The 26,828-nt window shown below is 43.7% G+C and carries 17 protein-coding genes; 2 read left to right on the forward strand and 15 right to left on the reverse strand.

Annotated features, from left to right (window positions below):
• Positions 1-32 precede the first annotated feature (32 nt).
• The 13 genes from L2717_RS14025 to L2717_RS14085 form a co-directional block, all read right to left on the reverse strand.
• Positions 33-3,272, reverse strand: a complete 3,240-nt coding sequence (locus L2717_RS14025) for an efflux RND transporter permease subunit (protein ID WP_220772433.1) — start codon at positions 3,270-3,272, stop codon at positions 33-35.
• A 35-nt stretch (positions 3,273-3,307) separates the two neighbouring features.
• The gene (locus tag L2717_RS14030) at positions 3,308-4,321 is read right to left on the reverse strand and encodes an efflux RND transporter periplasmic adaptor subunit (RefSeq protein ID WP_220772498.1); all 1,014 of its coding nucleotides are present in this window, start codon (positions 4,319-4,321) and stop codon (positions 3,308-3,310) included.
• A 176-nt stretch (positions 4,322-4,497) separates the two neighbouring features.
• A complete protein-coding gene (locus tag L2717_RS14035; protein ID WP_248938077.1) occupies positions 4,498-5,214 on the reverse strand; it encodes an SIMPL domain-containing protein in 717 nt (238 codons plus the stop codon).
• Between the two features lie 207 nt (positions 5,215-5,421).
• On the reverse strand, positions 5,422-6,720 hold the full coding sequence (locus L2717_RS14040) for an OmpP1/FadL family transporter (RefSeq protein ID WP_220775165.1): 1,299 nt from the start codon (positions 6,718-6,720) through the stop codon (positions 5,422-5,424).
• Positions 6,721-7,074: 354 nt separating this feature from the next.
• Complete coding sequence (gene putP, locus L2717_RS14045) at positions 7,075-8,526, reverse strand: sodium/proline symporter PutP (RefSeq protein WP_220774127.1); 1,452 nt, start codon at positions 8,524-8,526, stop codon at positions 7,075-7,077.
• A 146-nt stretch (positions 8,527-8,672) separates the two neighbouring features.
• Complete coding sequence (locus tag L2717_RS14050) at positions 8,673-9,377, reverse strand: DUF3379 domain-containing protein (RefSeq protein ID WP_220774128.1); 705 nt, start codon at positions 9,375-9,377, stop codon at positions 8,673-8,675.
• Entirely contained in the window at positions 9,370-9,933 is a 564-nt protein-coding gene (locus tag L2717_RS14055; RefSeq protein WP_220774129.1) for a sigma-70 family RNA polymerase sigma factor, read from the reverse strand. Before L2717_RS14055 ends, L2717_RS14050 begins: the two co-directional genes overlap by 8 nt.
• 84 nt (positions 9,934-10,017) lie before the next feature.
• Positions 10,018-11,715 carry a BatD family protein gene (locus L2717_RS14060; RefSeq protein ID WP_220774130.1) on the reverse strand — a complete coding sequence of 566 codons (1,698 nt, stop codon included), beginning with the start codon at positions 11,713-11,715 and terminating at the stop codon, positions 10,018-10,020.
• Positions 11,709-13,682 carry a vWA domain-containing protein gene (locus L2717_RS14065; RefSeq protein WP_220774131.1) on the reverse strand — a complete coding sequence of 658 codons (1,974 nt, stop codon included), beginning with the start codon at positions 13,680-13,682 and terminating at the stop codon, positions 11,709-11,711. The genes L2717_RS14060 and L2717_RS14065 overlap by 7 nt, the downstream gene beginning before the upstream one ends.
• The gene (locus tag L2717_RS14070; protein ID WP_220774132.1) at positions 13,682-14,698 is read right to left on the reverse strand and encodes a vWA domain-containing protein; all 1,017 of its coding nucleotides are present in this window, start codon (positions 14,696-14,698) and stop codon (positions 13,682-13,684) included. The genes L2717_RS14065 and L2717_RS14070 overlap by 1 nt, the downstream gene beginning before the upstream one ends.
• Entirely contained in the window at positions 14,692-15,300 is a 609-nt protein-coding gene (locus L2717_RS14075; protein WP_220774134.1) for a DUF4381 domain-containing protein, read from the reverse strand. The genes L2717_RS14070 and L2717_RS14075 overlap by 7 nt, the downstream gene beginning before the upstream one ends.
• A gap of 2 nt (positions 15,301-15,302) precedes the next feature.
• Positions 15,303-16,256, reverse strand: a complete 954-nt coding sequence (locus L2717_RS14080) for a DUF58 domain-containing protein (RefSeq protein WP_220774135.1) — start codon at positions 16,254-16,256, stop codon at positions 15,303-15,305.
• Positions 16,257-16,280: 24 nt separating this feature from the next.
• Positions 16,281-17,237, reverse strand: a complete 957-nt coding sequence (locus L2717_RS14085) for an AAA family ATPase (RefSeq protein ID WP_220774136.1) — start codon at positions 17,235-17,237, stop codon at positions 16,281-16,283.
• A 262-nt stretch (positions 17,238-17,499) separates the two neighbouring features.
• Between L2717_RS14085 and fadI the strand changes: the two genes are divergently transcribed.
• Together fadI and fadJ are read left to right on the forward strand one after the other, a co-directional pair.
• Positions 17,500-18,810 carry an acetyl-CoA C-acyltransferase FadI gene (gene fadI / locus L2717_RS14090; RefSeq protein WP_220733029.1) on the forward strand — a complete coding sequence of 437 codons (1,311 nt, stop codon included), beginning with the start codon at positions 17,500-17,502 and terminating at the stop codon, positions 18,808-18,810.
• A gap of 5 nt (positions 18,811-18,815) precedes the next feature.
• Positions 18,816-20,936 carry a fatty acid oxidation complex subunit alpha FadJ gene (gene fadJ / locus L2717_RS14095; protein ID WP_220774137.1) on the forward strand — a complete coding sequence of 707 codons (2,121 nt, stop codon included), beginning with the start codon at positions 18,816-18,818 and terminating at the stop codon, positions 20,934-20,936.
• Between the two features lie 809 nt (positions 20,937-21,745).
• Here fadJ and L2717_RS14100 read toward each other — a convergent pair.
• A complete protein-coding gene (locus L2717_RS14100) occupies positions 21,746-22,189 on the reverse strand; it encodes a hypothetical protein (protein WP_220774139.1) in 444 nt (147 codons plus the stop codon).
• 109 nt (positions 22,190-22,298) lie between these two features.
• Positions 22,299-26,558, reverse strand: coding sequence for an EAL domain-containing protein (locus L2717_RS14105; protein ID WP_248938078.1), 4,260 nt, complete (start codon positions 26,556-26,558; stop codon positions 22,299-22,301).
• Between the last annotated feature and the right edge of the window lie 270 nt (positions 26,559-26,828).

The following is a 26,828-nucleotide window of genomic DNA, read 5'->3' on the forward strand; positions in this document are numbered from 1 at the left end:
CCGTCTGGGTAGCGGCCTTTGTTGTGGTTAGTTTAGGGTTGATTTAGGGTCATACGATTTTTCATTGTTGTGTAATACAGCACTGGAATAACGATTAACGTCAGTATGGTTGAGATAAAAATACCAAAGATCAGACTAATAGCTAACCCATTGAAAATAGGGTCATCAAGGATGAATAAGGCGCCTATCATGGCTGCAAAAGCGGTCAGCATAATGGGTTTTGCCCTTACGGCGCCGGAGTGGATCACCGCTCGCTCAAAGGGCACGCCGGATGCGGTTTCTTGATTGATAAAATCGACCAATAATATTGAGTTACGCACAATAATCCCCGCCAGCGCTATCATGCCTATCATAGATGTGGCAGTAAATTGGGCACCGAGTAGTGCATGGCCTGGCATCACCCCAATCACCGTCAACGGGATAGGCGCCATGATGATGAGCGGCACCAGATATGATCTAAACTGCACCACCACCAAAAGATAAATCGCGATCATGCCGACAGCGTAGGCTATGCCCATATCTCTGAAGGTTTCGTAGGTGATTTTCCATTCGCCATCCCAAAGCACGGCGATGGAGTCGAGCCCTGTGGGTTGGTGAATATAATGTTGTTCAAACCCTAAACCATCCTTGCCATCGATGTTGCCTGCCATATCGAACATACCATAGAGCGGACTGTCCAGTGGGCCTGACATATCAGCGACGACCATGATCATCGGGATCATATTTTTATGGATAATCGGTGCATCAATGGTGCCGCGTTTGATGGTTACTAACTCAGAAATAGGTACAGATTGACCCGTCTGGCTAAGCAACTTCATATTCAGCACTTGGTCTAAATCAATTTTTGCGCCTTCCTCTAGTTGCAAACGAATCGGCACAGGTTTTTTTTGCTGCGCTTGGTGTAAATAACTCACGTCTTTGCCGCCAACGGAAGTGGCAATCAAATCGACAATATTGCTGTAAGGCACGGCCATCAGGCTGGCTTTACTGCGGTCGATCATCACTTGCCATTTTTGCTGGGCTGCGGGCAAGAAAATATCGATATCGACCACATCTTTGGTTTCATGGAACAATGCCTGCATTTCATAAGCGGCTTGTTTGCGAATTGCGGGGCTTGGGCCATAAACTTCGGCCACCAGCGGCGACCATACTGGTGGCCCAGGTGGTACTTCAACTACTTTAATATTGGCTTGATATTGCTCGCCAATTTTTTGCAAATCTTCCCGCACTGATACCGCAATGCTATGGCTGTCGCGCTTACGGTGTTTTTTATCTACCAGATTCACTTGAATATCGCCAAGCTCTTGGCTGTTACGTAAAAAATAATGGCGCACTAAGCCGTTAAAGTTCATTGGCGCGTTAGTGCCCGCATACAATTGCAGGTGCTCGACCTCGGGGACGGTAGTCAGGTAGCGACTCAAATCCTGTAGCACTCTTTGTGTTTGCTCTACGGGCGTACCTTCTGGCATGTCCACCATCACTTGAAACTCGGACTTGTTATCAAAGGGCAGCATTTTCAGTACCACGAGCTGACCAATGGGGAGCGCGACAGCGATGCCAATTAATACAAATACGCCAGCGGCGAGTCCCACTCTTGCCTTGCGGGCATTTTTACCCAGCAGGAAGGGGCCAATTAAGTGAGTGAAAAGACGCACCATCTTCGTTTCGACTTCATCCTCGTGCGATGCTTGGGCGCTATCGTGCTTGTCATTGTGTTTCAGCAGTTTACGACTAAGCCAAGGGGTGACGACAAAGGCAACCACCAGAGAAATCAACATGCCCATACTGGCGTTGATGGGAATAGGGCTCATGTAAGGCCCCATTAAGCCTGACACAAAAGCCATCGGTAGCAGTGCCGCAATAACGGTGAACGTCGCCAGAATCGTCGGGCCACCAACTTCATCAACCGCCACAGGGATAAGTTCGTTAAAGGATTTTTTGCCGAGCGCCATATGCCTGTGGATGTTTTCGACCACGACTATGGCATCGTCGACCAAGATGCCGATGGAGAAAATCAAGGCGAACAAGGACACGCGGTTTAATGTAAATCCCCACGCCCAAGAGGCGAAAAGGGTGATCGCTAGCGTGATAATAATAGCCACACCTACAACTAAGGATTCGCGGGCTCCCATGGTTAAAAAGACCAATACGACTACGGCGCTGGTGGCAAAAATCAGTTTTAAAATAAGGGTGTTAGATTTATCCGCCGCGGTTTCGCCATAGTTACGCGACACTGTGACTTCAACATTAGCGGGGATCAACACATTGTCGACCTTAGCAATACGTTCAAGCACGCTATCGGCAATATCGACGGCGTTTTGCCCCGCTTGTTTACCGATAGCGATAGTGACAGCAGGATAAATATCGGTTTTATCTGCATGCCAAACGCTCTGCTTAGGGATATCACTCTTTAAACTAATTTCAGCAATATCTGCCAGATAAATAGGTATAGGTTTACCTTGTTTACCTTGTTTACCTTGATAGACACTAACGACTAATTGCTTAAGATCATCAATAGATTGTAAAAATTGCCCAGCTTGTACTTTAATCTCTTGATTGCCTTGCACTAAGGATGCAGGCATAGAGACCATATTATTGTCATTCAGGCTTTGTCTTAACTTGTCGTAGGTCAGATTAAAGCTGTTCATCTTGGCGGGGTCGATGCGTATGTTGGCCACTATTTCGTGTTGGCCAACAGTATAGATTTCGCGGGTGCCAGGAATACGCTTAATTTCGGTTTCTAAACCTAAGGCGACATGGGTTAGTTGCTCGGCAGAAACTTGTCTGTCCTTAGACCACAAGGTTAAACTCACAATAGGCACATCATCGATGCCGCGGGGTTTTATTAGCGGCTCGCCAACGCCAGCGCCTTTTGGCAATTTATCCATATTGGAATAAATCTGGTTGTACAGACTCACGATTGCGTCATTTCGCGCCACGCCTACCTTGAAGATGACGATGATCAGCGCGCCATCGGGCTGAGAGAATGAATATAAGGTGTCTATGCCTTTGATTTCGGAGATTACCTGCTCTGCTGGCAGTGTGACTAAACTTTCAACTTCAGTAGGCGTTGCGCCGGGAAAAGGGATAAATACGTCGGCAAAGGTAACGTCAATTTGTGGCTCTTCTTCCTTTGGTGTTACCAAAATAGCGAATAAACCCAGTAAGAGCCCGAGTAGTGCTAATAGCGGCGTGATGGCGCTATTTTGGAAGGCTGCGGCGATTCGACCGGAAATTCCTAGTGTGGTTTGTGGTACTGGCGAATGTTTCATAAAACAACCTCAACAAAGCTTACGTCGCTAAAAAATTATTGCTTCTTGCTGAGCAACACTTGGTAAGCATCAACGGCAACCGTGTCACCTGACTTAAGGCCCGAGAGTACTTCGACCTCGCCATTTAAGGGTTCAGTCACACGAACTTGCGTGAGTACAAAGCCATCCCCCTGTTTTAAATAAACACTGCTCAGTTCGTTCATTGTGAGTAGCGCTGATAGTGGTAGTTGAATTTTTTCACGCTCGCCATTTTTAAAAGAAGCCTTTGCCCAAGTGCCGGGTTGGAGATTGGCTTCATTTTTAGGCAGGTTAATACGCACTTGGTAACTGTGACTGACGGGATCGGCAAAGCTAAAAATAGTGAGATCCCTCGAGGTCAACTCGCGGCCATCATTTAAACGGACGATAAATTCTGGGGTATTTTTCAGTTGATTGATGTAACGCTGTGGTACCTGGGTAATGGCGCGCATATGACTTGCTGAAAATCCTGACAGCAGCGCTTGTCCGGGGCTCACGGTTTCGCCAAGTTCGACGAAACGCTCAGTGACTACGCCACTAAATGGTGCTGAAACAACCGTATATTTTAAGGATTCGCTGGCTTTAATGACTCGTGCTTTTGCTGCACTGACGGCTTGTGCGGTTGCTTTAGCATTGGCAGTGGCTTCATCCATCGCACCCTTTGAGATAGCGCCTTGGGGAAATAACTCTTTATAACGTTGGTATTGTGCCTGTGCTTCAACATTTAAGGCTTTTGCTTTGGCTAAGTCGGCCTCAAAACTCGCGAGTTCAGCGCCTTGTTCTTTACTGGTTATTTCAAGTAGGGCAGCGCCTTCGGGGACGATATCGTTAACATCGTAGTTGAGCTTGACGATACGGCCAGAGGTTTGTGCGGACACAGTGGCCGCTTTGACCGCTTCAATGGTGGCATCTAAGGTAACCCAATTAGCATAGGGTTTATTTAAAACGTCGATAGTGTCGACTGAGGCTGCTTGAGCTTGAGCACTAGAAAATAGCAGCAGTAAGAACAGAGTGCGAAAAATAGACGTCATCATTAAAATTATCCCAGATGTTATTCATGAGAAAATTCTAATGGAGTTGCATTGAATAGGCAATCACTATTTATTAGAAAAAATTAATGTAATGCGGTTGGCTAATTTAGGAATAAGACCAATATGCCTCTTATTCCCAAATTATTAATAGGTTACCAACCGATAAGTCAATATAACTAATCGTTTAAGTAATAGCTCAGTGTGGAGACAATACGAATTTGTTTAATATAAGGCGTGCTACTGTCGCGATCTGAAATCGTGAACTGGCCTTGACTGGCCGTTTTAATTTTACCGAGGCGAGAATCTGAGTCTTTGGCAAATTTTTCTGCGACTTCGCGGCCATTTTGCGTTGCTTCTTGCACCATCAAAGGTTTAACTGAGTTGAGGTCGGTGAAGAGGAACTCAGCGCTATTACCATAGTCTTGACTGGCTATTGCTATGTCTTCTTTCACTAAATTAATCATTTGTTTACGGGCGTTAAGCATCAAATCGATTTGTGGAGTATAAACCGATAAATTAACTTTTGCGGAGTAACGGTATCTCACGTTTGGGTCGACATAACCTTGGGCTTGGCGGTCTTCAATGGACGGTAAAGAGACGGTGATTTCGCTGTCATTAAAGCCCTGTTCTTTTAAGAATGTCACCACACGGTCGGTTTTTTTCTGAACCGTCTCGTAGAGTTTGGGCAGATTATTATCGACTTCAGTAAAATTGATTGGCCAGATAGCGACATTGGCTTTAACTTCTTTTTCTGCCAAACCCTTTACCGTGACGGTACGCTCCATTGCTTTCATTTGTAATAAAGCTGAGCTTGCGGTTTGGCCGACATATACTAGGCCTGCACAGAGGAAGCCGCCGAGTAAAAGGGCTGGAAGGGTATTAGTTTTTACCATGAAAATAATCTCTTAATTAAATAAACTAAGCCTACGATACGCAATTACTGGAGGTTATGCACTGGGTTTATTCGGTATTGCCGCCGCTTAAAGCCTGCGGGATGAAAGGATGGAAAACATCAGTTTGAATTATTGTTAAACTATAAATTTAAATTAATGATACAAAAAAGCCGCAATCAATGCGGCTTTGTGGATGTAGCGCTTATCTTAGAACTGATAGCTGTATTGCACCGAGTAGTACATAGCACTTGACTCAGTAATCGCATTAACTGGGCCGGCGATTGCGCTATTTTCAATTAAGTGAACTTCTTCACCTTTAACATAGGCGATACCAAAATCGATGCTGTTCTGTGGGTTAACACGGTAGCTCATGCCCGCAGTAAACCAGTTACGGTCTGAATCTGGAATCGAGATTGAGCTAATATCATCAACCACACCCATATCATGCATGTAACCTGCGCGAACGGTAAATTGTTCGTTAATCGTGTAAGTACCACCTAAGCTAAATAACCATGAATCTTTCCATTGGTATTTTTTTAGAGCAACATCACCTGCATTTACAGTACTGCCAGCGCCAGCTTGGCCTGGTAAAATGGTGGCTACGCCATCTTTAGCAGTAATTTGCTCAAAATCGCCCCATTTGGTGAACTGGGCGGTGTAATGTACTGCAAATTGAGACGTCAGCTGATGGAAACCTGCTACTTGGAAGATATCGGCTAGCGGCACATCTAAGCTATCGAAGCTGGTGGCTAGTGTTGTTGGGCCGCCCAATCCTAAATTCGCAGTAGAGATAGTATTGATATCGCCTTCAACATTAACCGTTGGGCTAAAGCGGTAGCTTAAACCAAAACGGTTATCCTGATTTAACTCAATCGTTGCGCCAAGGATACCGCCAAATGCCCAGCCATCGGCATCAACATTAACCAGCGGTGTTGAGCCAGCATCACGGGTCAAGCGTCCTTCACCGTAAACCGCATCAATACCAGCACCTATGCTGAACATGTCATTGATGCGGTATGAAAGGCTAGTATTAAAGTTAATTGTGGTGACTTCTGTTTTACCTAATAGATCAAAGGGGGCTGCAGCAACATTTTTAGACAATGTGGCTGAATCGGTACCTGTACCAAAATTAGAAAAAGCGGCAAAACCTACGGCAAATTTGTCATCGATGGGATGGATATAGTAAATATTAGGAATGACCTTAGTGCTGCCGGCATCATCGATACTGCCTAAGTCAACAGCTCCACCAGCGAAATTCACGTCTTTTACATCAACTGAAACATCGACATAAGTTAAACCAACAGAAAGTGAATCCTTATCAAATAAGGCCATTGCCGCAGGGTTACGAGATATGACTGACGCATTATCGGCGATAACGGCATCACCAGAGAATGCACGGCCAGTGCCTGTAGCGGATTGGCTGTTGAGTTGGAAACCAGCAGCTAAGGTTTGTGTACTGGCTAATGCGACCGAAATGGCAACGAGTGTTTTGTTGAATTTTTTCACTATTATTCTCTCTATTTTTTATAAGTATTGGATTTTTATTCGACCGAACTCCCCAGTACAGTGCCGAAATCCATTTTTTAGTCCTTCGCATCTTATGGATGGAATGCATCGCCAACAAGTCCGACCAGATGTAAAATATGTTAATTTTCAGTTAATTAAAAGTGTCGCGATCATGGTTTTGGGTGTGTGATGATTGAATGGTCTGGCCAGTGGCTTGATATCAAGGGCTTTGGGGATGATGGGAAGTTTTAATTAACGTTAACAGTTTGTAATATTACGAGAGTCAGTTAAAACGCTACAAAATGTAAAAAGCGTACATGTGTACGCTTTTTACATTATTAATGAGAGTTTAGATTAGAGTGCAGATTTAAATTGTTCGAACTCTGCGGTCACTTGTGGACTCGGCGCAGATAATTTACTGACTAAAACACCGGCAAGGGAGGCCAGTACAAAGCCTGGTAGAATTTCATATAATTCAAAAATTCCACCCGATAATTGCTTCCAAATAACCACGGTTAACGCGCCCACTATGATAGTGGCAATCGCGCCATTACGGCTATATTGTTTCCAAAATAACGACAATAACACCACTGGGCCAAATGCAGCGCCAAAACCTGCCCATGCATAGCTTACTAAGCTCAATACGCTACTGTCAGGATTGAGTGCCACCACGCCAGCAATCACAGCAATAGCGAGTACGCCTAAACGTCCTACCATCATTAACTCGCGATCATCCGCTTGTGGGCGTAGCCACTTGCGGTAGAAGTCTTCGGTGATAACGCTCGAGCAAACCAGTAGTTGCGAATCGATAGTGCTCATAATTGCCGATAAAATAGCCGCGATAAGTAAACCGCCAATCCAAGGATTAAAGGCCGCTTGGGCTAAATGAATAAATACCGTTTCGGGGTTTGCAAGTGGCATTTTTGCAAAATAGATAGAGCCAGCAATCCCTGTTGCTAGCGCACCTACCAAAGATAATATCATCCAGCTCATAGCAATACGGCGCGATAAGGGCAGGGCATCGGCACTGCTTATCGCCATAAAGCGCGATAAAATATGTGGTTGACCAAAATAGCCTAACCCCCACGCAAGTAAAGACAACATGCCGAACACTGTGGTTTTATCGCTGACAAGTGCCAGCATCGTAGGATCTATTGATTCAATTCCGGCCTGACTTTCAGGATTAGTGAACACTGCAAACGGCACAATTAATAGGGCAATAAGCATTAAACAACCTTGGAAAAAGTCCGTCCAACACACTGCAAAAAAACCGCCTATAAAGGTGTAACCGACTATGATGGCTGAGCCAATAACCAGGGCGACGGTATAATCAAGGCCAAAGACTTTTTCAAACAAAATCGCGCCGCCCACCATGCCTGAAGAAGCATAGAAAGTAAAAAAAACTAAAATAGTGATGGCAGACACGAGCTTGAGATAACCTTGAGTATCGTGGAAACGTTTCTCAAAAAAATCAGGTAAAGTCAGTGCGTTATCAGCCAGCTGAGTGTATATGCGCAAGCGTTTAGCTACAAATAACCAGTTTAGCCAAGCGCCAACAATTAAGCCTATGCCAATCCACGCTTCACCTAAACCACCTAAGTAAACTGCGCCGGGCAAACCCAGTAATAGCCAACCAGACATATCGGATGCACCCACACTGAGCGCAGTAACGGCGGGGCCCATTTTTCGGCCACCTAAAATATAATCATCAACAGTATCGGTAGCACGATAAGCCCAAAAACCTATGCCCATCATCAATACTAAATAGCTAACAAATGTGATTAAAATTGGGGTTTCAATCGTCATCTTGCCTTTTCCCATCTTTTTATTTTTAAAAGTGGCGAGCATGCTACCAGATGTTTGAGCAATCGCCCATTAGCTGATAAATGTGTGATTAAAATCTAACCTCCGATACGTATTGATATCGGAGATTAGATTTAAAAATGATGGGGTTAAATGAAGATATTTTTTATTTCGTTTTTTACGTAGTTAAGATCAGATTTATCTTCACCTACAAGCAAAATAAAAGCGTCAGCAGTTTCAAAACCTATACCTTGATATTGGCTGTCGGCAAACGTTTGATCTAGCACCATACGTTTTTCCTGCGGTACGATAAATAAGGTGACTTTACCTTGCTCGCCTTGAAGCACGAGATGCAAGCTTTTTACACCCTGAAAATCGCAATAAGAGGTGAAATACACTTTGCCGGGTTGTTGGGTAAACTTGGCATTACCAAAGTTTTTTAAAGAAGCTAATCGAGCATTAACTTGTTTAAAGTCAACATTTTGGTCTAAGTGTAAAGCGATATCTTCATGGTAGACATGGGCCAGAGCATGCTCGGCTAAATCGACAGGGCCAAGGCGGAATAAACTAAAACTTATCCCTACAGTAAAGGCAATTGAAGCTGCCATTGCCACTAGAAAACCGGTTCGGCGTCGCTGTTTATAATGTTGCTGCAATTGCTGGCGTAGGATTAGCTTATCAGCTAAATCTTCAGGTACGCCAATCTTCAATGCATTGCAGAGTTTAGCATCGAGGTTTTTAAGTTCATTCACAAACGCTGGGTTTTCTGGCTTAGCATCTACTTGACGCAGAAAGTCGGCATCTTGATTGTTAGGGTTTTCATAGGCTTGACGTCTAAATTTAAGCTCATCCATTGGATTGGCCTCTCACCTGTGATTTTTCAAGTAATTCTTTCAATTGGCTCCTCGCCCGAAATAAACGTGTCATCACAGTGTTGCGATTAAGCTCCATCAGCTCGGCAATTTCATCGCCGCTAAAGCCACCAATAAGTTGCAGTAACAATGGTTCGCGGTATTCGATATCAAGCCGACTGATTTGCCGACGGATCAAATATTGCTCGGTCTGTTCTTCACTGCTATTAGAGATGTTGTCCTCTAAGGTGTCTTGTTCAACATCGGAATAATCAAACTGTTTACGCTCAAAGCGCCGGGCATTTTCACGCCGCAGAATAGTGATTAGCCATGCTTTTGCGGCTTTATCATCTTTGAGTGAATCTAATGCTTTCCATGCCCGTAAAAATGTTTCTTGGGTAATGTCTTCAGCTACGTGTTTATCGCCACATAGCCAATAGGCATAACGGAAGATATCGGCATGTAGTGCCTTGACTAGGCTGTTATAGCGTCGTTGTTTACTTAGCATGTCAGAAGAGACCGCAGGCTCAGCCGATTTCTTACGCCAATGAGTAAACATTTTTTACCTTTTGGTCTTTTAGTTGAATATTTAGCATGGTTGAGCTCGCTTCTATGTCATTAAACCTATTTTTTTATTGAGGGTTTATTGCGGATTTAATGGGCTTAAAGGTGCTGACTTGGGTTTTGAGTGTTGACGTTTATAGGCTTTGACCACGTTAAGTAATGCGGTGCACTGGGCACTTAAGTGCTGATTTGCACTGCTAGTACTTGTGGTTGCATTATCAGTATGGTTGACATCGGCCTTTGCACCATAGGCGGCTAGTTGTAGTTGCTGTATCGCCTGTGCGAGTGGTAAAGATTGTTCGGCAATCTTATCGAGTGTCATCGGCGTTTGTTCTAATTCGCTGAAATAGCGCTGTAACTGCAACATTATATGGCTCACATCGCCACTAGCACAGGCTTGCTCTAATCCTTGTAAACTCGTTACAGCTGTGGCTGGCGCAGAGTTAAGCGCAATAGGGGCGGTTATTTGATTTTTTAAGGCGCGGCGCCAAGCGATAAATGTGATTAGCCAAACAATCATTGTGACTAACCAAAGCGTTGCAAAAACGCTGCTGGCCCAAGACCAACCGTTGTCAGTTGTAGCGTTAGCTTGCCACGTAGGCTCTGTGGGCGTATCGCTAACCCTGCCACCTTTGACCACGATAGTTCGTGCGGGTAGTGTTGCCGTTTCTTGACGTTTAAGGTGTGGATTCCACCAAGGCACTTTGACTTCGGGCAGGGTAAATGTTCCCGCTTTGCTGGGGACAATAGCCGACGAAACACTGTACTGAGACACGATTTGCGCTTCACGCACAAAGGTCTGTCGCTGCGGTTTTTCAGGATATAACTTCAGCTCTTCAGGGAGCGCTTGGCTGATATCTGGCAAACTATTTTCATCAGCGTTTGAGGCTAAAAGCGTTATCGTGCGGGTAATGGGGCTACCGACGGTAAACTCTTTAATATCCTCCGGAAATGTTTCTTTTAATACGACAAGATCGGCAACCAGCCACTGACCTTGGAAACTGGCCGGTGCAGGGTTGACTTGCACCGTGAGCGATGGCGCTCCCGCTTGCATTGGGCGACTTTCATTAAAGCCAAACATACCGCCACGGCGTTGGGATTCAACCAATACATCGCCGGCAAAGGTGGCTCCCTTAATATTAATTTGGCCCGGTAAGTCGGGAATAATGCCATAGGTACGCTCAATTACGCGATAACGACGCCCATCGACAATTTCTGAACCATCCTTATCTTCACCGACTTGTTTGATTTGCCCACCCTCAATCACCGGTGCGCTCAATACGCCTCGCTGTAATTCTACCGCGAGATAGAGTTTTACTTTGTAGGTAATCAATTGACCGACATAGGCTTCGTCGGTTGACACTTTGGCGTCGATAAACAAATTATTCATTTGTGCGGGTTGGCTACCGGTTTCGACCACTTGTAGTGGAATAGGCGCCGAGTTTATGCCGCCAATACTAAAGGCTGGAATGGTCAACTGGCCTTTTTGTTTTGGTGCAAGCAGCACTTGCCAGCGGGTTTCTTTAACCGCATCAAAATTCATGATTTGTGTACTGCGACTTACACTGGTGCGACCGACAATAAAGTCCCTCAGTAAGGCTGAAGTGTCGAGTTTGCCGGTATCTATTTCATCATCAACACTGATATTTAATACAAAGTATTCGCCCAACATCACGGGGTTACGATCAACTGTTGCCTCAATTTTAGTGAGTGCAAAAGCGGGATTAACCACTCCGATAGCAAGGAGTAGCAGGATAAAAAATTGTCTGATTACCACTGTTCGTTATCCTTTGATATTTGGCCATTTTGGCGGCGTTTTTGATATTCCAACTGCATTTTGTTACGCAGTAATACTTGAGGGTCTTCGCTCACGCCCCGCAGTGCGCGCTGCATTTCGGGTGGAAGCGGCTCGCTATTTGTTGGTGGTGCTTCGATAGATTCATCCATAGCAATGTTTTGTTTATCTTGATCATTTTGCTCTGGAGTATCTTTAGCACTAACGTTTTGTTTTTCTTGCTCAGGCATTTGTTTGTTATTTGCATCAGCTTTAGCCTGCGCCTGCATGTTAGCCTCATTATCTACTGGCTGATTTTCTTGGCTATCAGGTTGAGGTTTATCCTTATTACTTTGATCATTGCTATTTTGTTTATCTTGTTCTGATGGTTGTTCATCTGCTTTTTGCTGTTCAGGGCTTTGCTTATGATCTTGTTCAGCATTGGTATCATCCTGCTGCTTCTTGGATTCTTGCCCTGCTTGAACTTGCTTATTTTGCTCAGAACCATTCTGTTGATCGTCATCTTGACCTGATTGCGGATCTTCTTTTTGATCTTGCTCTTTACTCTGTTGGCCGTTATTACCTTGCTGTTTTTGCTGTTCTTTCAATTGTTTTTCAGCAAGTTCAAGATTGGCTTTTGCCGCAGGGAAATCGGCCTGTTTTTCAAGCGCGTCTTGATAGCGTTCTTTCGCTTTATCAGGTTTACCGAGTTGCATCAACGCATTGCCTTGATTGTAAAGGCCTTGGGCTGAGTTATCTTGCTCGAAGGTTTTGAGCGCTTGCTCATAATCACCGGCTTTATACTGAGCACTAGCACGCCATTGGGGTGACTCAAACTGCTTAGCGGCGTTAGCATAATCTTGTGATTGATAGGCTTGCATTGCTTGTTGATCGGCGGTTTGCCATAAATCTTCCCATATATTGGCATGGGCAGATTGCGGCGCAGCCGCTAATAGTAGGCCGCTCAATAAGGCAACAAACCCGCCACCGATACCCGCAATGATGCCTTGCCTAAAACTGAACAGCGCGGGAAGCAGCAATAATAGTGCCAGATAAGGGCCGAGATCTTGCCAGGTTTCGCCGTCAAGCTCTGTTGCTTTAGCATCGCCAGCATCACTTAACCAACCTTGTAATTGGTCGAGATCGTTACCATCGGCGCGGTTCTGAATCAAGATGCCTTTATTGTTTGCAACCAGCTTTTGCAGTAAGCCAAAATTTACCGCAGCAACCACAACTTCATTGCTATTGTCTCGTTGTAATTGTCCATCGGGTAGACGGATTGGCGCGCCTTGGCTGGTGCCAAAAGCCATTATGGCAAGACGATATTGCGTGCCACTTAATGCCGAGTTTGCCTCATCAAATTGTGCGGTAGTAATGCCATCGGTCATGACAATGATATCGCCGTGAATATGGCCACCTTGCGCCAATAGAGCTTTAGCTTGAGTAAGCGCCGCAGCTAAGTTTGAGCCGCGCACTGGCATGATCTCAGGGCTTAATGTGGGCAGTAAATTGAGAAGTGTGCCGGTATCACGCGTTAATGGACTGATAGTAAAAGCATCACCAGCAAAAGCGACTAAACCTGTTTCACCTTCTTTTAGATTACGTAGTAAGTCTGTTGCCCTAAATTTGGCTTGGGTTAAGCGATTTGGCGTCACATCGGTTGCAAACATAGATACCGACATATCCATCACTAATACACGGCCTTGTTCGGTGGCAAACACGGGTAAGGATTGTTTATTAACGGCAGGCCCAGCAAGGGCAATCGTCGCGATCAGCCAAGTGAAGGCTAATAAATGCAGCGGATGGCGGGATTTTTTATCGCCTTGGGTGACTAATATTTTGGCTAAGTGCGGCGCAATATAACGGTTCCATGCGCTGTGACTCTGGTGTTGTCGCCATAAACTGAGTAACACTAAGGCCAGCGGCACTAGGGCGAGTAGCCATTCGGGACGAATAAAATGTAGGCTCATTATTTTATGTTCCCCCGTGAACTCGTTGCAGCGAGTTTAACTCGGCGCGTAGCAAAAAATGGTAATTGACCTAAGGCAATCCACAGGCTCGTCAGTAACGCTAAAGCCAGCGGCCAATAGAACAGGTCTGCCTGCGGACGATAGCTCAATTGGTCGCGACTCACTGGCTCGAGTTTGTCGATTTCTTGGTAAATTTGATCCAGTTCTTGGCTGTTACGGGCGCGAAAATAACGGCCGTGGGTGACTTCAGCGATATGCTTAAGCTGGTTTTCATCTAGATCCATCGAGGGGTTAACCCGTTCGCGGCCAAAGAGTGTGCGCCGCTCCATCACATCAGCTCCGACACCCACAGTGTAAATGGTGACTTTACGATTAGCGGCAATCTGCGCTGCTTGTTCTGGCTCGATATTGCCCGCGTTGTTAGATCCGTCGGTCAATAAAATCAGCACTCTATTACTCTCGTCCATTTTATCAAAACGCTTTACCGCTAGGGCTATGGCTTCACCTATGGCGGTTTGTTTACCGACTAAGCCGATTTGCGCTTCTTTTAAAAATTGCGCCACTGAACGTCTATCTTGGGTGAGCGGCGCCTGTAAATAGGCGTGATCGGCAAATAGAATCAAGCCGATACGGTCGCCTTTGCGGCGTTCAATAAAATCACTGACGACGTGTTGTATCAAAGTAAATCGGTCGACGGTTTTACCATTTATCACCATATCTTCAATCTGCATACTGCCGGATAAATCTACTGCCATCATCAGATCGCGGCCTTGGCTTGGTAGCTCGATGGGTTCCCCAAGCCATTGCGGACGAGCGATAGCAAGCACTAACAAGCACCACATCAGCCAGTAGCGTTTACGGCTCTGGCGTGTGTTGGCCGCTAAGCTTTGTTTACCTGTTTGGCTCATTCCCGGTAATTGCAGTCGGCCACCCTCTACTTGTATGGTTTGTTGGCGCCAAAAAATCAAAGGTAACGGCAGTAATATCAATAACCAAGGCCATGCAATAGTTAACATTGTGCCTCCGATTGTTGACTATCAACAGGCATAACTTGAACGTTAATTTGACTAAGTTCAGGGGCGTTGAGTTTGGCTTTTGATGCTAACCAAGCCTGTGCCAGCGCGTGTAACTCATTGGCTTCATCCAATGTTAGCGGCGTTGCTTGATGGCGTTTGGTTAGCAAGGGACCGATACGTTGGCGTTTATGCGCGGGTAAATAGCTGTCTAGCCAAGTTGCCCAAGCCTTTCCATCTAATGACGCTATCGCTTCTCTACTGAGGTAACTCATGGCGGTGCGCTTTAGGATGCTATTGACGTCAGAGACATAAGAGGGCGCTTGTCTATCAAGCTGATTGAGTAACTGTTTTGCGGCTCCTCTTGGCGCGAAGTAACGGGCGCGTTTTCTTAGCCAAATAACTAACAGTGTAATGAGGCTAATCACTATTGCTAAAACTAACCAATAACCGATGGCCCAAGGCCAAGCACCGATTGGATCGGGATGTATAATATCCTGCAGCTCTGCAAGTGCAGGATTTGGCACGGCAGACATCATCGGTGCAGCCGGTAAATTTGCTATTTCAGGCGTCGCTATGTGTGAATTCACTATTTCTGCACTCATTGTTAACGCAATAATTCCAATTGATTAGCTAAAGGAATACCCGCATCTATTAGCTGAGTACGCACACGCAATTGCTGCATCATGCTGATAAACCTTTGTTGCTGGCGCTGCTGCATGTCGAGCCAAGTCTGATAACTGTGGCGGGTGAGCACTAAATCTTCATCGCCATCGCGTACCGGTAAACTAAAGTTGTGCGGTAACGGCAAAGTGCCTTGGCGCAGGGGATCGGTAATCAGATAGGCGCCAACATCACAATGACGCTTTAGCTCAGTTAATGGTGCAATACACTGGGGCGTAAAATGGCTGCCATCAGTCACTATCCAAATTAAGGAGCCGGGTTTAGCGATACGTTGTAATCGCTGACAGGCGCGCAAAATATGATCGGGATCGCGCTGAGCACTGCCAACACGGTTAAGCTGATTTTCGTGCACGCGGCGCAGCTCTGATATTAATTGCAATATGCCCTGACGACGACTGCGTGGTTTAAGCTCGACATGTTCAGACTCGCTGGCAATCAAGGCGCCGAGCCTATCGCCATGGTTAATCGCATTCCAACCTAAGGTGGTCGCAAGGTGGCCTGCTTGCACCGATTGTAGCAATAAACGCGAGCCAAAATAGAGGCTTTGGCTCAAGTCGATTAATAGCAGAATAGGGCGCTCACGTTCTTCGACAAATAACTTAGTATGGGTTTTGCCAGTGCGAGCGGTAACGCGCCAATCAATCGTGCGCACATCGTCGCCCTGTTGATAGTGGCGCACCTCGGCAAACTCCATGCCGCGGCCTTTAATCAAGCTGCTGCGATGGCCGGCTAAATTGGCGCGGGCACGGCTGTATCGCTCAGGCATAGCGCGAGCGATATTCTGGCACGCCAGCAGTTCTTGCTCCGTTAAGTGCAAACCATCGGCAAAAAGCGGCAAGCCATCGGCCGAGGCTGAAAGTTGCGCAGTGTCACTCATCTTATTTCACCCTTATCTTCACCGTTAAGGTACTGCAACTTGACTCAAAATGTGGTTGATTACGTGCTCGCGGCTCACGCCTTCGGCCTGCGCTTGATAGCTCAGTAATAATCTGTGTCTTAACACATTGGGCGCAACGGCTTGAATGTCTTCTGGTGAAACAAAGTCTCGTTCGTGCAGCCAAGCGCGGGCGCGGGCGCAGCGTTCTAACGAAATCGTTGCGCGCGGGCTGACGCCATACTCTAGCCATTTAGCTAAGTCTTCGCTGTAACGTGAAGGCTCGCGGGTCGCCATAACAATTTCGACTATGTACTTTTCGAGCGGTTCGGCAAGATAGATTTCCATGGCTTCATCACGGGCGGCAAACACATCCGCCTGCGCAATTGGCTCCATTGTTGGCAACTCGTGGGTTAATGCTTCTTTACGCGATTGGCGCAGAATTTCGATTTCAGTTTCGCCGCTTGGGTAATCAAGATTTAAATGCATTAAAAAACGGTCAAGCTGTGCTTCCGGCAGAGGATAAGTGCCTTCGTTTTCTAACGGATTTTGGGTTGCCATTACTAAAAACAGCGGCGGAAGCTTATAACTGTGCTTACCGACAGTAACTTGACCTTCGGCCATGGCTTCTAATAAGGCCGATTGTACTTTGGCTGGAGCTCGGTTAATTTCGTCGGCTAAGATTAAATTGTGAAAAATCGGTCCGGCTTCAAATTCAAAAGTACCAGTTTGCGAGCGATAAATATCGGTACCAGTTAAGTCAGCAGGTAACAAATCAGGGGTGAATTGAATGCGGTGAAAATCGCCCTCAACCCCGTCACATAAGGCTTTCACCGCACGGGTCTTAGCAAGTCCTGGCGGCCCTTCAACTAATAAGTGGCCATTGGCAATTAAGGCAATGAGCAGATTTTCGGTCAATACTGGTTGCCCTAAAACAACCTTATTGAGGTAAGTGCGTAATGCATGGAAGCGACTCAAAGGCATGATGCTACTCGTTTTATTATGTTGAAAATACGTATGTGGGCTATAGACAACAGCTATGGTAAAGAATTCCCTTAGGGTTTGGCTAGTGTTAAAAAAACAAACAGGTGTTTAAAACTTGCTGACAAGAAGTTAGAATCAGATCACACTTTAATGGTCAGACCTGTTATTGGGCGATTTTCGCCGTAAATCAATGGGTCAAACACGGAAATCGATAGCGCCGCCTGAAATCTCTCAGCGATTGCGCACATAAAGAGGGTGACAAATGAGTGATAGACAACAGGTTACGAACGCCAAGGGCGAACGTATCGCCATTGTAGCGGGTTTAAGAACGCCATTCGCAAAGCAAGCCACCGCATTTCACGGTGTATCGGCGCTCGATATGGGCAAAATGGTAGTCAATGAATTATTGGCGCGTTCTGAACTTGACCCTAAGCTGATTGAACAGCTGGTCTATGGACAAGTCGTGCAAATGCCTGCTGCACCTAACATTGCTCGTGAAATCGTACTTGGTACTGGCATGAATGTATCGACCGATGCCTATAGTGTCACTCGCGCTTGTGCTACGAGCTTTCAATCTGCCGTAAACGTAGCTGAATCTATCATGACGGGTAATATCGAAATCGGTATTGCCGGCGGCGCTGATTCATCCTCTGTATTGCCTATCGGTGTGTCAAAAAAGTTAGCCCATGCGTTAGTCGATTTGAATAAAGCCCGTAGCTTTGGGCAAAAATTACAAATATTCCGCCGTTTAGGCATTAAGGATTTATTTCCAGTGCCGCCTGCGGTAGCTGAGTATTCGACGGGCTTATCTATGGGGCAAACCGCTGAGCAGATGGCAAAGACCTACAATATTAGCCGTGCCGACCAAGATGCGTTAGCACACCGCTCGCACACGTTAGCGAGTGAAACTTGGGCCGCTGGCAAACTTCGCGATGAAGTGATGGTGGCCCATATACCACCATATAAGCAGTTTATCGATCGTGATAACAATATCCGCGACAACTCTGTACTTGAGTCATACGCTAAATTACGCCCGGCTTTTGATCGGCAGCATGGCACTGTGACGGCTGCCAATAGTACGCCACTGACGGACGGTGCATCGGCCATCATTCTAATGAGCGAAGGTCGAGCCAAAGCTTTAGGTTATCAGCCTATTGGTTATATTAAGAGTTACGCCTTTAGCGCCATTGATGTATGGCAAGACATGTTGATGGGGCCGTCTTACGCGACGCCACTGGCACTGAAACGCGCTGGAATGGAGTTAGAAGACCTCACGCTAATTGAAATGCACGAGGCTTTTGCAGCGCAGACATTAGCCAATATGCAGATGTTTGCTTCGAAAAAATTTGCCGAAGAAAAACTCGGTCGTAACCGCGCCATTGGTGAAATCGACATGAGTAAGTTTAACGTGCTCGGCGGCTCGCTGGCCTATGGTCATCCTTTTGCTGCAACGGGAACTCGTTTGATTACGCAAGTGTGTCGTGAACTGAAACGTCGCGGTGGTGGAACTGGCCTAACTACGGCTTGTGCGGCCGGTGGTTTAGGTGTGGCTATGATAGTAGAAGTGGAGTAATCGGCATGGAAAAGACCTTTAATTTAACCCGCCGCGACGACGGTATTGCCATTTTGACAATGGATGTTCCTGGTGAAACCATGAACACCTTAAAAACACAGTTTGGCCTTGAAATCAGTGAAATTCTGGCCGAGATCAAGAGTGATTTGAGTATTCGCGGTTTAGTGCTTATATCGGGTAAAAAAGATTCTTTTGTCGCGGGCGCGGATATCTCCATGCTCGATGCCTGTAAAACGGCGGGCGATGCCAAAGCCTTATCCCAGCAAGGTCATGTGGTTTTTAATGAGCTAGAAGCGTTAAAAATCCCAGTGGTTGCGGCTATCCATGGGGCCTGCTTAGGTGGTGGTTTAGAGTTAGCATTAGCCTGTCATCAAAGGGTATGTAGTGACGATGGCAAGACTATGCTCGGTGTACCTGAAGTGCAACTGGGTTTATTGCCAGGTGGCGGCGGTACTCAACGTTTGCCACGTTTAGTTGGTATTTCGACTGCTTTAGACATGATGTTGACCGGTAAACAAATTCGACCTAAACAAGCCTTGAAAATGGGCTTAGTAAATGATGTTGTGCCGCAGACTATTTTGCTTCAAACCGCGGTCGATATGGCGCTTGCGGGCAAACGCGCACCGAAACCGGTTAAAAAGTCACTTGTTAATCAAGTGCTTGAAGGCACAAGCTTTGGCCGTAACATTATTTTTAGCCAAGCGACTAAACAAGTCGAAAAGAAAACCCAAGGCAATTATCCCGCCCCTGCCAAAATAATTGATTGCGTGCGCCAAGGGATTGCTAAGGGCATGCAAAAAGGCTTAGAAATCGAAGCCAGCCATTTTGCCGAGTTAGTGGTATCTAAAGAGTCTGAAGCACTGCGCAGTATTTTCTTCGCGACTACAGAAATGAAGAAAGAAACCGGCGCAGTGGGTGCGATTCCCCGCAAAGTGAAAAAAGCCGTGATCTTAGGCGGTGGCTTAATGGGCGGCGGTATTGCATCGGTGACAACGACCAAGGCTAAGATCCCCGTTCGCGTCAAAGACATCAGTGAAAAAGGTTTAAGCAATGCGCTAGCCTACGCTTATAAGCTATTGGATAAAGGCGTAAAACGTCGCCACATGACGCCTGCTGCCCGTGACAATTTAATGGCATTGATGACTACAACCACAGAGTATAAAGGCGTAAAAGATGCCGATATCGTCGTGGAAGCAGTATTTGAAGACTTAGCGCTTAAGCATCAAATGGTAAAGGACATTGAGCGTGAATGCGGCGAGCATACTATTTTTGCCTCAAACACTTCATCATTACCGATTAGTCAAATCGCCGAGGCGGCGACGCGTCCTGAGAACGTTATTGGTCTACATTATTTCTCGCCAGTAGAGAAAATGCCGCTGGTGGAAGTCATTGCCCACGCTAAAACATCGGCAGAAACTATTGCAACCACGGTCGCATTTGCTCGTAAGCAAGGTAAAACGCCGATAGTGGTGCAGGATGGCGCAGGTTTTTATGTGAATCGAATTCTAGCGCTCTACATGAACGAGGCCGCGCAATTATTACTTGAAGGCCAGAGTGTTGAGCATTTAGATAAAGCCTTAATAAAGTTTGGTTTCCCTGTTGGACCTATTACTTTACTCGACGAAGTGGGTATCGATGTGGGCGCAAAAATTTCACCGATCCTTGAGAAGGAATTGGGTGAACGTTTTAGAGCGCCAGCCGCATTTGACAAGCTTTTGGCTGACGATCGTAAAGGCCGTAAAAATGGCAAAGGTTTCTATCAATACGGCGCATCGAGCAAGAAAACTAAAACCGTCGATGAAACTGTGTATGGCGTATTAGGCATTAAACCCGGCACGAATAAGGATGCCAAAGCGGTTGCTGAGCGATGCGTCGTGCAAATGCTTAACGAAGCCGTACGTTGTTTAGATGATGGTATTATCGCATCGCCAAGAGATGGTGATATTGGGGCTATTTTCGGCATTGGTTTCCCGCCATTCCTCGGTGGTCCATTCCATTATATTGATACTTTGGGCGCAGCTAACTTAGTGCGAATTCTTGAGGGCTATCAAAGTCAATTAGGTAGCAGATTCGAACCTTGCGAACGCTTAAAAACGATGGCTCAAGAAAACTCGCGCTTCTTCTAAGTCTTCACCAGGCTATATTGAGCAAAAAAGCGGCATGATATTGCCGCTTTTTTATTACCATAAAGCATAGCTTTGCCTAAAAAACACTCATAATACTGATGCAATTCTTGTATGAGCAGCGCCCTTAAATGGTTGAAGTTGACTTTAATGTTATTCCCTTGAGTTGGATGCTTTAGTTCAGTGTTTAGTTGACCACTTGTATGTTGATAGCGGGTACGCATAGAACGCTTAGTCTAATATCTGAACGAAGATTAACATGGGTATTAATTTGAATGGCTCACAAGCGATTTTTTTGATGGGGAGTGAAATACCGAGCGTTATGATTTTTGTCTGCTGGTTATCGTTATTGCATTAACCTCAGCGGATATTGGTGTGTGGCTACATTTACCGCCGTTTTTTCAGTCAAATATTAGTCGTTACTGACTTGTATTCACAGATCTATGACTTACCCACTCCTTACAACACACTGCGCTTTGGCCTTGGTAATCATCTTTTGTAACTAAGAGAGCGTTCTAAATGATTTATTTAAAAATCATTTACCAGAAGTCCCTTTAATATTTATTAAAGAATAAAGGGAGCTATGCTCCCTTTATTCTTTTTCAGCTTTGCCTAATTTAATTTTTTATCGCTGTTTATTCATTAGGCTCATTACTTTAAGGCTTGAATCTAGTTCCACCAACCCTTTGCTGAAATCACTTCAAGTTGGTTTAAACCATCAGGTAACTTAACCTTTTTACGTGCTGGCTTAGATAAACCGAGTGCTTTTTTAATTGAATTTAGCATAGTTATGCTCCTTAACCTGATTAATATTATGCAACTTCAGAGTTAATTAATTTTACGCATGGGTGACCTGCGACTTCGAGATGTCTGAATTTCACCGCTGGGTGACCAGCAATTTCAAGAGGTTTAAATTTCACCGCTGGGTGACCAGCAATTTCAAGATGTTTAAATTTCACCGCTGGGTGACCAGCAATTTCAAGATGTTTGAATTTCACGGCAGGGTGGCCAGCTATTTCAAGAGGTTTAAATTTCACCGCTGGGTGGCCGGCTATTTGAAGAGGTTTGAATTTCACCGCTGGGTGGCCAGCTATTTCAAGAGGTTTTATTTCAAGAGGTTTAAATTTCACTGCAGGATGCCCTGTAGCCTCAAGCGAAGTTTGTTCAGAATTGCTCGTCGCTTCAAGTGCTGAAGAATTTGCTACAAAGCCAATTGAAGATAATAAAGTAACGGTTACTAGGATTCCTTTAATCATTCTAATTCTCTCTCAGGGTAGTTGATATTGATTTATTATTGACACTAACAGTACTGATGCATGTGTTGTGCCAATGTTTAAACTTGCAATCAAGTTGAGAGTTAAGTGATTAGATAATGTTTCTATTCATATCGGGTTTGGCTATATTTTCTTGGAGTAGCAGAGTAAACTCACTTTCTTTGATGGCCTTACTAAAAATATAACCTTGAATTTCTTCGCAGTTGAGCGCTCGTAAAATATTTAATTGTGCCGTCTGCTCTACGCCTTCACCTACCACTGATAGCCCCATGTTATGGGCGATTGTGATAATAGAATCGACCATTTTTAGATCGCGATCAGACTTATCAATATCGTCAACAAACGCTTTATCAATCTTCAAAGTATGAATTGGGAAGCGTTTTAAGTATGAGAGTGATGAGTACCCAGTACCAAAATCATCGAGTGCTAGACTTACGCCCATTTTAGCCAGTTGTTGCATGACAATAATTGCTGTTTCCGGCTGTTTAATGACGGTACCTTCAGTAATTTCTAATTCTAGATGACAAGCTGGCAGTTTAGTAAGTCTTAAAATTGACTCAATTCGTTGTTGAAGATCGGGGAGGGCAAATTGACGTGACGATAAATTGACAGCAACCCTGCCGCTAAATATTCCTTGTTCCCGCCAATTCTGTGCGGCGAAACAGGCTTTACGTAATACAATTTCACCAATTTCAACAATTAAACCATTTTCTTCGGCTAGAGGAATAAAATCATTCGGTGGAATTAAACCATGTATTGGATGATTTAATCTAACCAAAGCCTCCATACCAGTAATTTTACCGCGTTTAAGATCAATTTTAGGTTGATAATAGACTTCGAATAAATCTTCCTTTAAACCTTCACGAATTAAGGTTTCCACCTCTAATTGACGAATAGCATGTTGGTTTAATGGCTCTGAATAAAACTGATAACAATTACCTCCTGCTGATTTAGCATGGTACATAGCGATATCAGCTTTTCTCAATAATGCTTGCTCGTTTTGCTCATCCTCTGGAAATAATACGATACCAATACTTAATCCTAAGACTAACAGTTCATTATTAATTTCAAAGGCTGGTTTTAGTCCTTCTATAATACGACTTGCGATTGCTGCACTGGCATTTATATCTGAAATTTTATCGAGTACAATTGCAAACTCATCTCCACCTAATCGGTAAATACTAGTATTTTTAGGCAGTAATGATTTTATACGCACTGAAACCTGTTGTAGTAATGTGTCTCCAACCTGATGACCTAAGGAGTCATTAATACGTTTGAAATTATCAAGATCGAGTACCATTAGAGCATGGGCTATTTCTTTATTGACTAAGTTACTTAAGGTGACTTGTAAATTTGAACGATTTGGGAGTCCAGTCAATACATCATTATTTGTTAGTTTTCTAAGTTCTTCTTCTTGTTGTTTTCGTCTTGATATATCGGAAAAAATGCCAACATAGTGTGATAATTCACCTTGTTCATCATAGATTGCGTCGATAGTGAGTTCCATATTAAAGCGACTTTTGTCTCCTCTTATTGCTTCGACTTCATTTGTCCATCGACCTTGCTGTTTTAATATTGTTCTGATTTGAGTGGAAAAGGTTTCGGGATATAAATCAAATGTGAGTACGTTGCCAATAAAATCAGTTCTGTTACGTAATGAAATCTTGCAGCAAGCTTCATTAACTTCGACAAAACGGTATTCACCGTCGAGGATAAACATGCCTTCCGAAATATTTTCAATTGCCTTTTCAAACAATTTTAATTGTTCTTCTTTCTGTTTAAATTGGCTAATATTTTTAATTGTACCTGTCATACGCAGGGCATTATCTTTGTCATCACGCTCTACAATTTTGGCGCGATCTAAGATCCATATCCAATTGTCATCTTTACCTTTCACCCTGTATGCCGCTTCGAAATGATCTGTTTCACCATAAAAATGCTTATTGAGCGCTTCTCGAACACGTTCTTGATCCATTGGATGTATATTACTCTCTTCATCCGATTTACCCGAGCGATGTCCATCACGCGGAAATTCAAGTGCTCCCCAGATATTTGAGCGGAAAATATTGCCAGTTTCTATATCCCAGTCCCACATTTCATCACCACTTCCCCATAGGGAAAGCTTTAATCTTTCCTCACTTAATGCAATTTGTTTTTGCGTTTCTCGACGACGTAAAATAGTTTTTACTATTAAAAATAAAATTAATATTATAATTACTAAATATATCGATTTCGCTTGAAATGATGACCACCAAGGAGGTGTTATAATGACTGAAAGCTCTTTTATTGATGCTTTCTCACCAGAAAGAGAGTTAACGGCATATACTTGAAAATTATATTGTCCTGGCGATAGATTTGTATACGTAGCTGAGTTCGTTCCATTTGCTGATATCCATGTATCAGAAAGACCATGCATTCTATAGTAGTAGTTGGTAGATGAGTCGTCTGACATTGGTGATGTAAAATTAAATGAGAATGGATAATCAGAATATTTTAAGGTTATTTCATTCTTAGTAATATTTTCTTTGTTAAAGACGTTGCTTTCTTTTTCTTGTTTTATATTAAAGACTAAAAACTCTGATATTTCAGTTCTATTTGTTTTGCTATTTTTAATGTAGTTTATTATATCAGCAGGTGATACCAAACTAACTCCATTTATACCAGCAAGTAAAACATGACCATTAACATCTATCCCACTCGGTGAGTTATACTCATGTTGACTTCCATTTGATGTTTTTAGGATGTATTTTTTCTTACTTTCCTTTTCATATATAATTACTTCACTCAGCGATGCCGCAGTTAAAAAGTTATTACTATTAACGATGGAATAGATTTCTTTTTTATTAGAGAACACTTTAGAAATGTTATTGTTTTGTGTGTTGTAGAACATTAATGATGTCGATGTTCCAAAATAAATTCCATTGTCGCCTTTCTCTATGCTGTATGTTATTTCTTCGCTTAAATTTTTTAACGAACCATTCTCATACTTTTTAAGGCCACCTTGACCTGCAATATAAATGAAATTTTCCGACTCTAATTCAATATCAAAAACTGGTTCATTCTTTTTAGTATTAATACTGCTAATTATTTCTCCTTTACTAATAATCAATACTTCACCATCAGATGTGCCAGCAGCAATTATCGAGTCACCTTGATTGTTAGATAATGACGAGATTGATTTTTTACTAATCAATTTTACAGTATTAGTTGTCTTCAAAAATAACCCATTAGGAGTGCCGAAATAGAGCCCGTCATTATTTAAGATTGCATATTTATATCCTTGGGTTTGAGTGTCGAAACTGTCGATTAAACTAAAATTATTGTCAAAGAGATCTATTTTTTCAGATTCGGATGAGATAACAAATCCCTGAGTATTTTTTGTAAGATGCCAAGTGCTATCTTTTGCTAAATTAGTTTGTTGCACCAGATTGTTAACGTTTTTTATGACAATTACGCCTTGTTCAACACTACCCAATATAAACATATCTTCTGTTGCAAAAAATGATGATATTTTATCAGTGCGATCTGGCGATATAAGCCCTAAAACTAAGTATTTAGAAATGTTAACGATATTTTCTTTAGTGAGGCCATAAATTATATCTTTATATTTTGTGAGTTGAGAGAATGCTCGTGGATCTACTTTTACTATTTCATTATCTTTATATTCATATAATCCATTGCTGAATGATATTAGCATTGTCGTATCATTCTTTTGCTCAAAATCCATTGTTTTCTGAGCTATCTCCTTTAATTCATTTTTGGTTAGTTTAAATAATGTACCTGCATAGTCCCTGATATAATAATCGTCGCCTACTTTTATCGTTTTTTTAATTTCACCTAGGCCTTTCTTTGAGAGTTCAAAGTAGTACTCTTTATCACTAATATCTATAATTGCTTTATTTGTTCCAACAATTAAACTTTTCCCACTTGAGTTAAGACTCCAAATAGGAGCATCTTTTACTGATAAACCATAACTAGTGAATGATTCTTGGCGTTTGTCATATACAACGAGTCCATTATCGGTTCCCACATATAAAGCTCCTTTATCATCAACTAGCAAACTTCTTATAAAAGAACTGGGGAGGCCTGTTCTGGCATCATTAGCATAAAAATGCTTAAAGTTTTTCCCATCAAATCGATTAAGTCCATTAAATGTTCCAATCCATAGATAGCCATCATGGTCCTGGACTATAGACGTAACAGTGCTTTGGGAAAGTCCTTGCGGGACACCAAAAGATTGTGATTGGAGAATAATTGGGGATTTGTCAGAAAAGGGAGATGCGTTTACGTCTTTGAATGCATGCAAGCCAAAGAAAGCGAGCAAGACGATTTTAAAGAGTGCTTTAGGCATAGTATTTGTTCTTATTATCCGATGATGCCATGAAACAATAGTGTTACATCACTTTTCCAGAAAGCGAGTGGTTTGTCAAAGTGCAGTTTACCAAAAATCATTTTACAACATACAGATGCGGTAAAATTGTTCACTTAATATGTGATAAAACATGGATTAGCCATGTTTTACATCAGTATTATGCCCAACAGTGATAGATACGACTATCGTTGGGCTAATTTGTAGCGGTTCTGTTTGTTTGCCTCAAATCGCGAGCAAATGTGTGAGTAA

Origin of the sequence: Shewanella glacialipiscicola (genome assembly GCF_023283485.1) — a bacterium.
GTDB lineage: Bacteria > Pseudomonadota > Gammaproteobacteria > Enterobacterales > Shewanellaceae > Shewanella > Shewanella glacialipiscicola.

What these genes read in the sequence shown, in the direction of transcription:
- L2717_RS14030 (WP_220772498.1), bottom strand. Translation starts at nt 4,321, where the DNA reads ATGACGTCTATTTTTCGCACTCTGTTCTTACTGCTGCTATTTTCTAGT.
- L2717_RS14075 (WP_220774134.1), bottom strand. Translation starts at nt 15,300, where the DNA reads ATGAGTGCAGAAATAGTGAATTCACACATAGCGACGCCTGAAATAGCA.
- L2717_RS14105 (WP_248938078.1), bottom strand. Translation starts at nt 26,558, where the DNA reads ATGCCTAAAGCACTCTTTAAAATCGTCTTGCTCGCTTTCTTTGGCTTG.
- L2717_RS14100 (WP_220774139.1), bottom strand. Translation starts at nt 22,189, where the DNA reads ATGATTAAAGGAATCCTAGTAACCGTTACTTTATTATCTTCAATTGGC.
- fadJ (WP_220774137.1), top strand. Translation starts at nt 18,816, where the DNA reads ATGGAAAAGACCTTTAATTTAACCCGCCGCGACGACGGTATTGCCATT.
- L2717_RS14025 (WP_220772433.1), bottom strand. Translation starts at nt 3,272, where the DNA reads ATGAAACATTCGCCAGTACCACAAACCACACTAGGAATTTCCGGTCGA.
- L2717_RS14050 (WP_220774128.1), bottom strand. Translation starts at nt 9,377, where the DNA reads ATGGATGAGCTTAAATTTAGACGTCAAGCCTATGAAAACCCTAACAAT.
- putP (WP_220774127.1), bottom strand. Translation starts at nt 8,526, where the DNA reads ATGACGATTGAAACCCCAATTTTAATCACATTTGTTAGCTATTTAGTA.
- L2717_RS14085 (WP_220774136.1), bottom strand. Translation starts at nt 17,237, where the DNA reads ATGCCTTTGAGTCGCTTCCATGCATTACGCACTTACCTCAATAAGGTT.
- L2717_RS14065 (WP_220774131.1), bottom strand. Translation starts at nt 13,682, where the DNA reads ATGAGCCTACATTTTATTCGTCCCGAATGGCTACTCGCCCTAGTGCCG.
- L2717_RS14080 (WP_220774135.1), bottom strand. Translation starts at nt 16,256, where the DNA reads ATGAGTGACACTGCGCAACTTTCAGCCTCGGCCGATGGCTTGCCGCTT.
- L2717_RS14070 (WP_220774132.1), bottom strand. Translation starts at nt 14,698, where the DNA reads ATGTTAACTATTGCATGGCCTTGGTTATTGATATTACTGCCGTTACCT.
- L2717_RS14055 (WP_220774129.1), bottom strand. Translation starts at nt 9,933, where the DNA reads ATGTTTACTCATTGGCGTAAGAAATCGGCTGAGCCTGCGGTCTCTTCT.
- L2717_RS14035 (WP_248938077.1), bottom strand. Translation starts at nt 5,214, where the DNA reads ATGGTAAAAACTAATACCCTTCCAGCCCTTTTACTCGGCGGCTTCCTC.
- fadI (WP_220733029.1), top strand. Translation starts at nt 17,500, where the DNA reads ATGAGTGATAGACAACAGGTTACGAACGCCAAGGGCGAACGTATCGCC.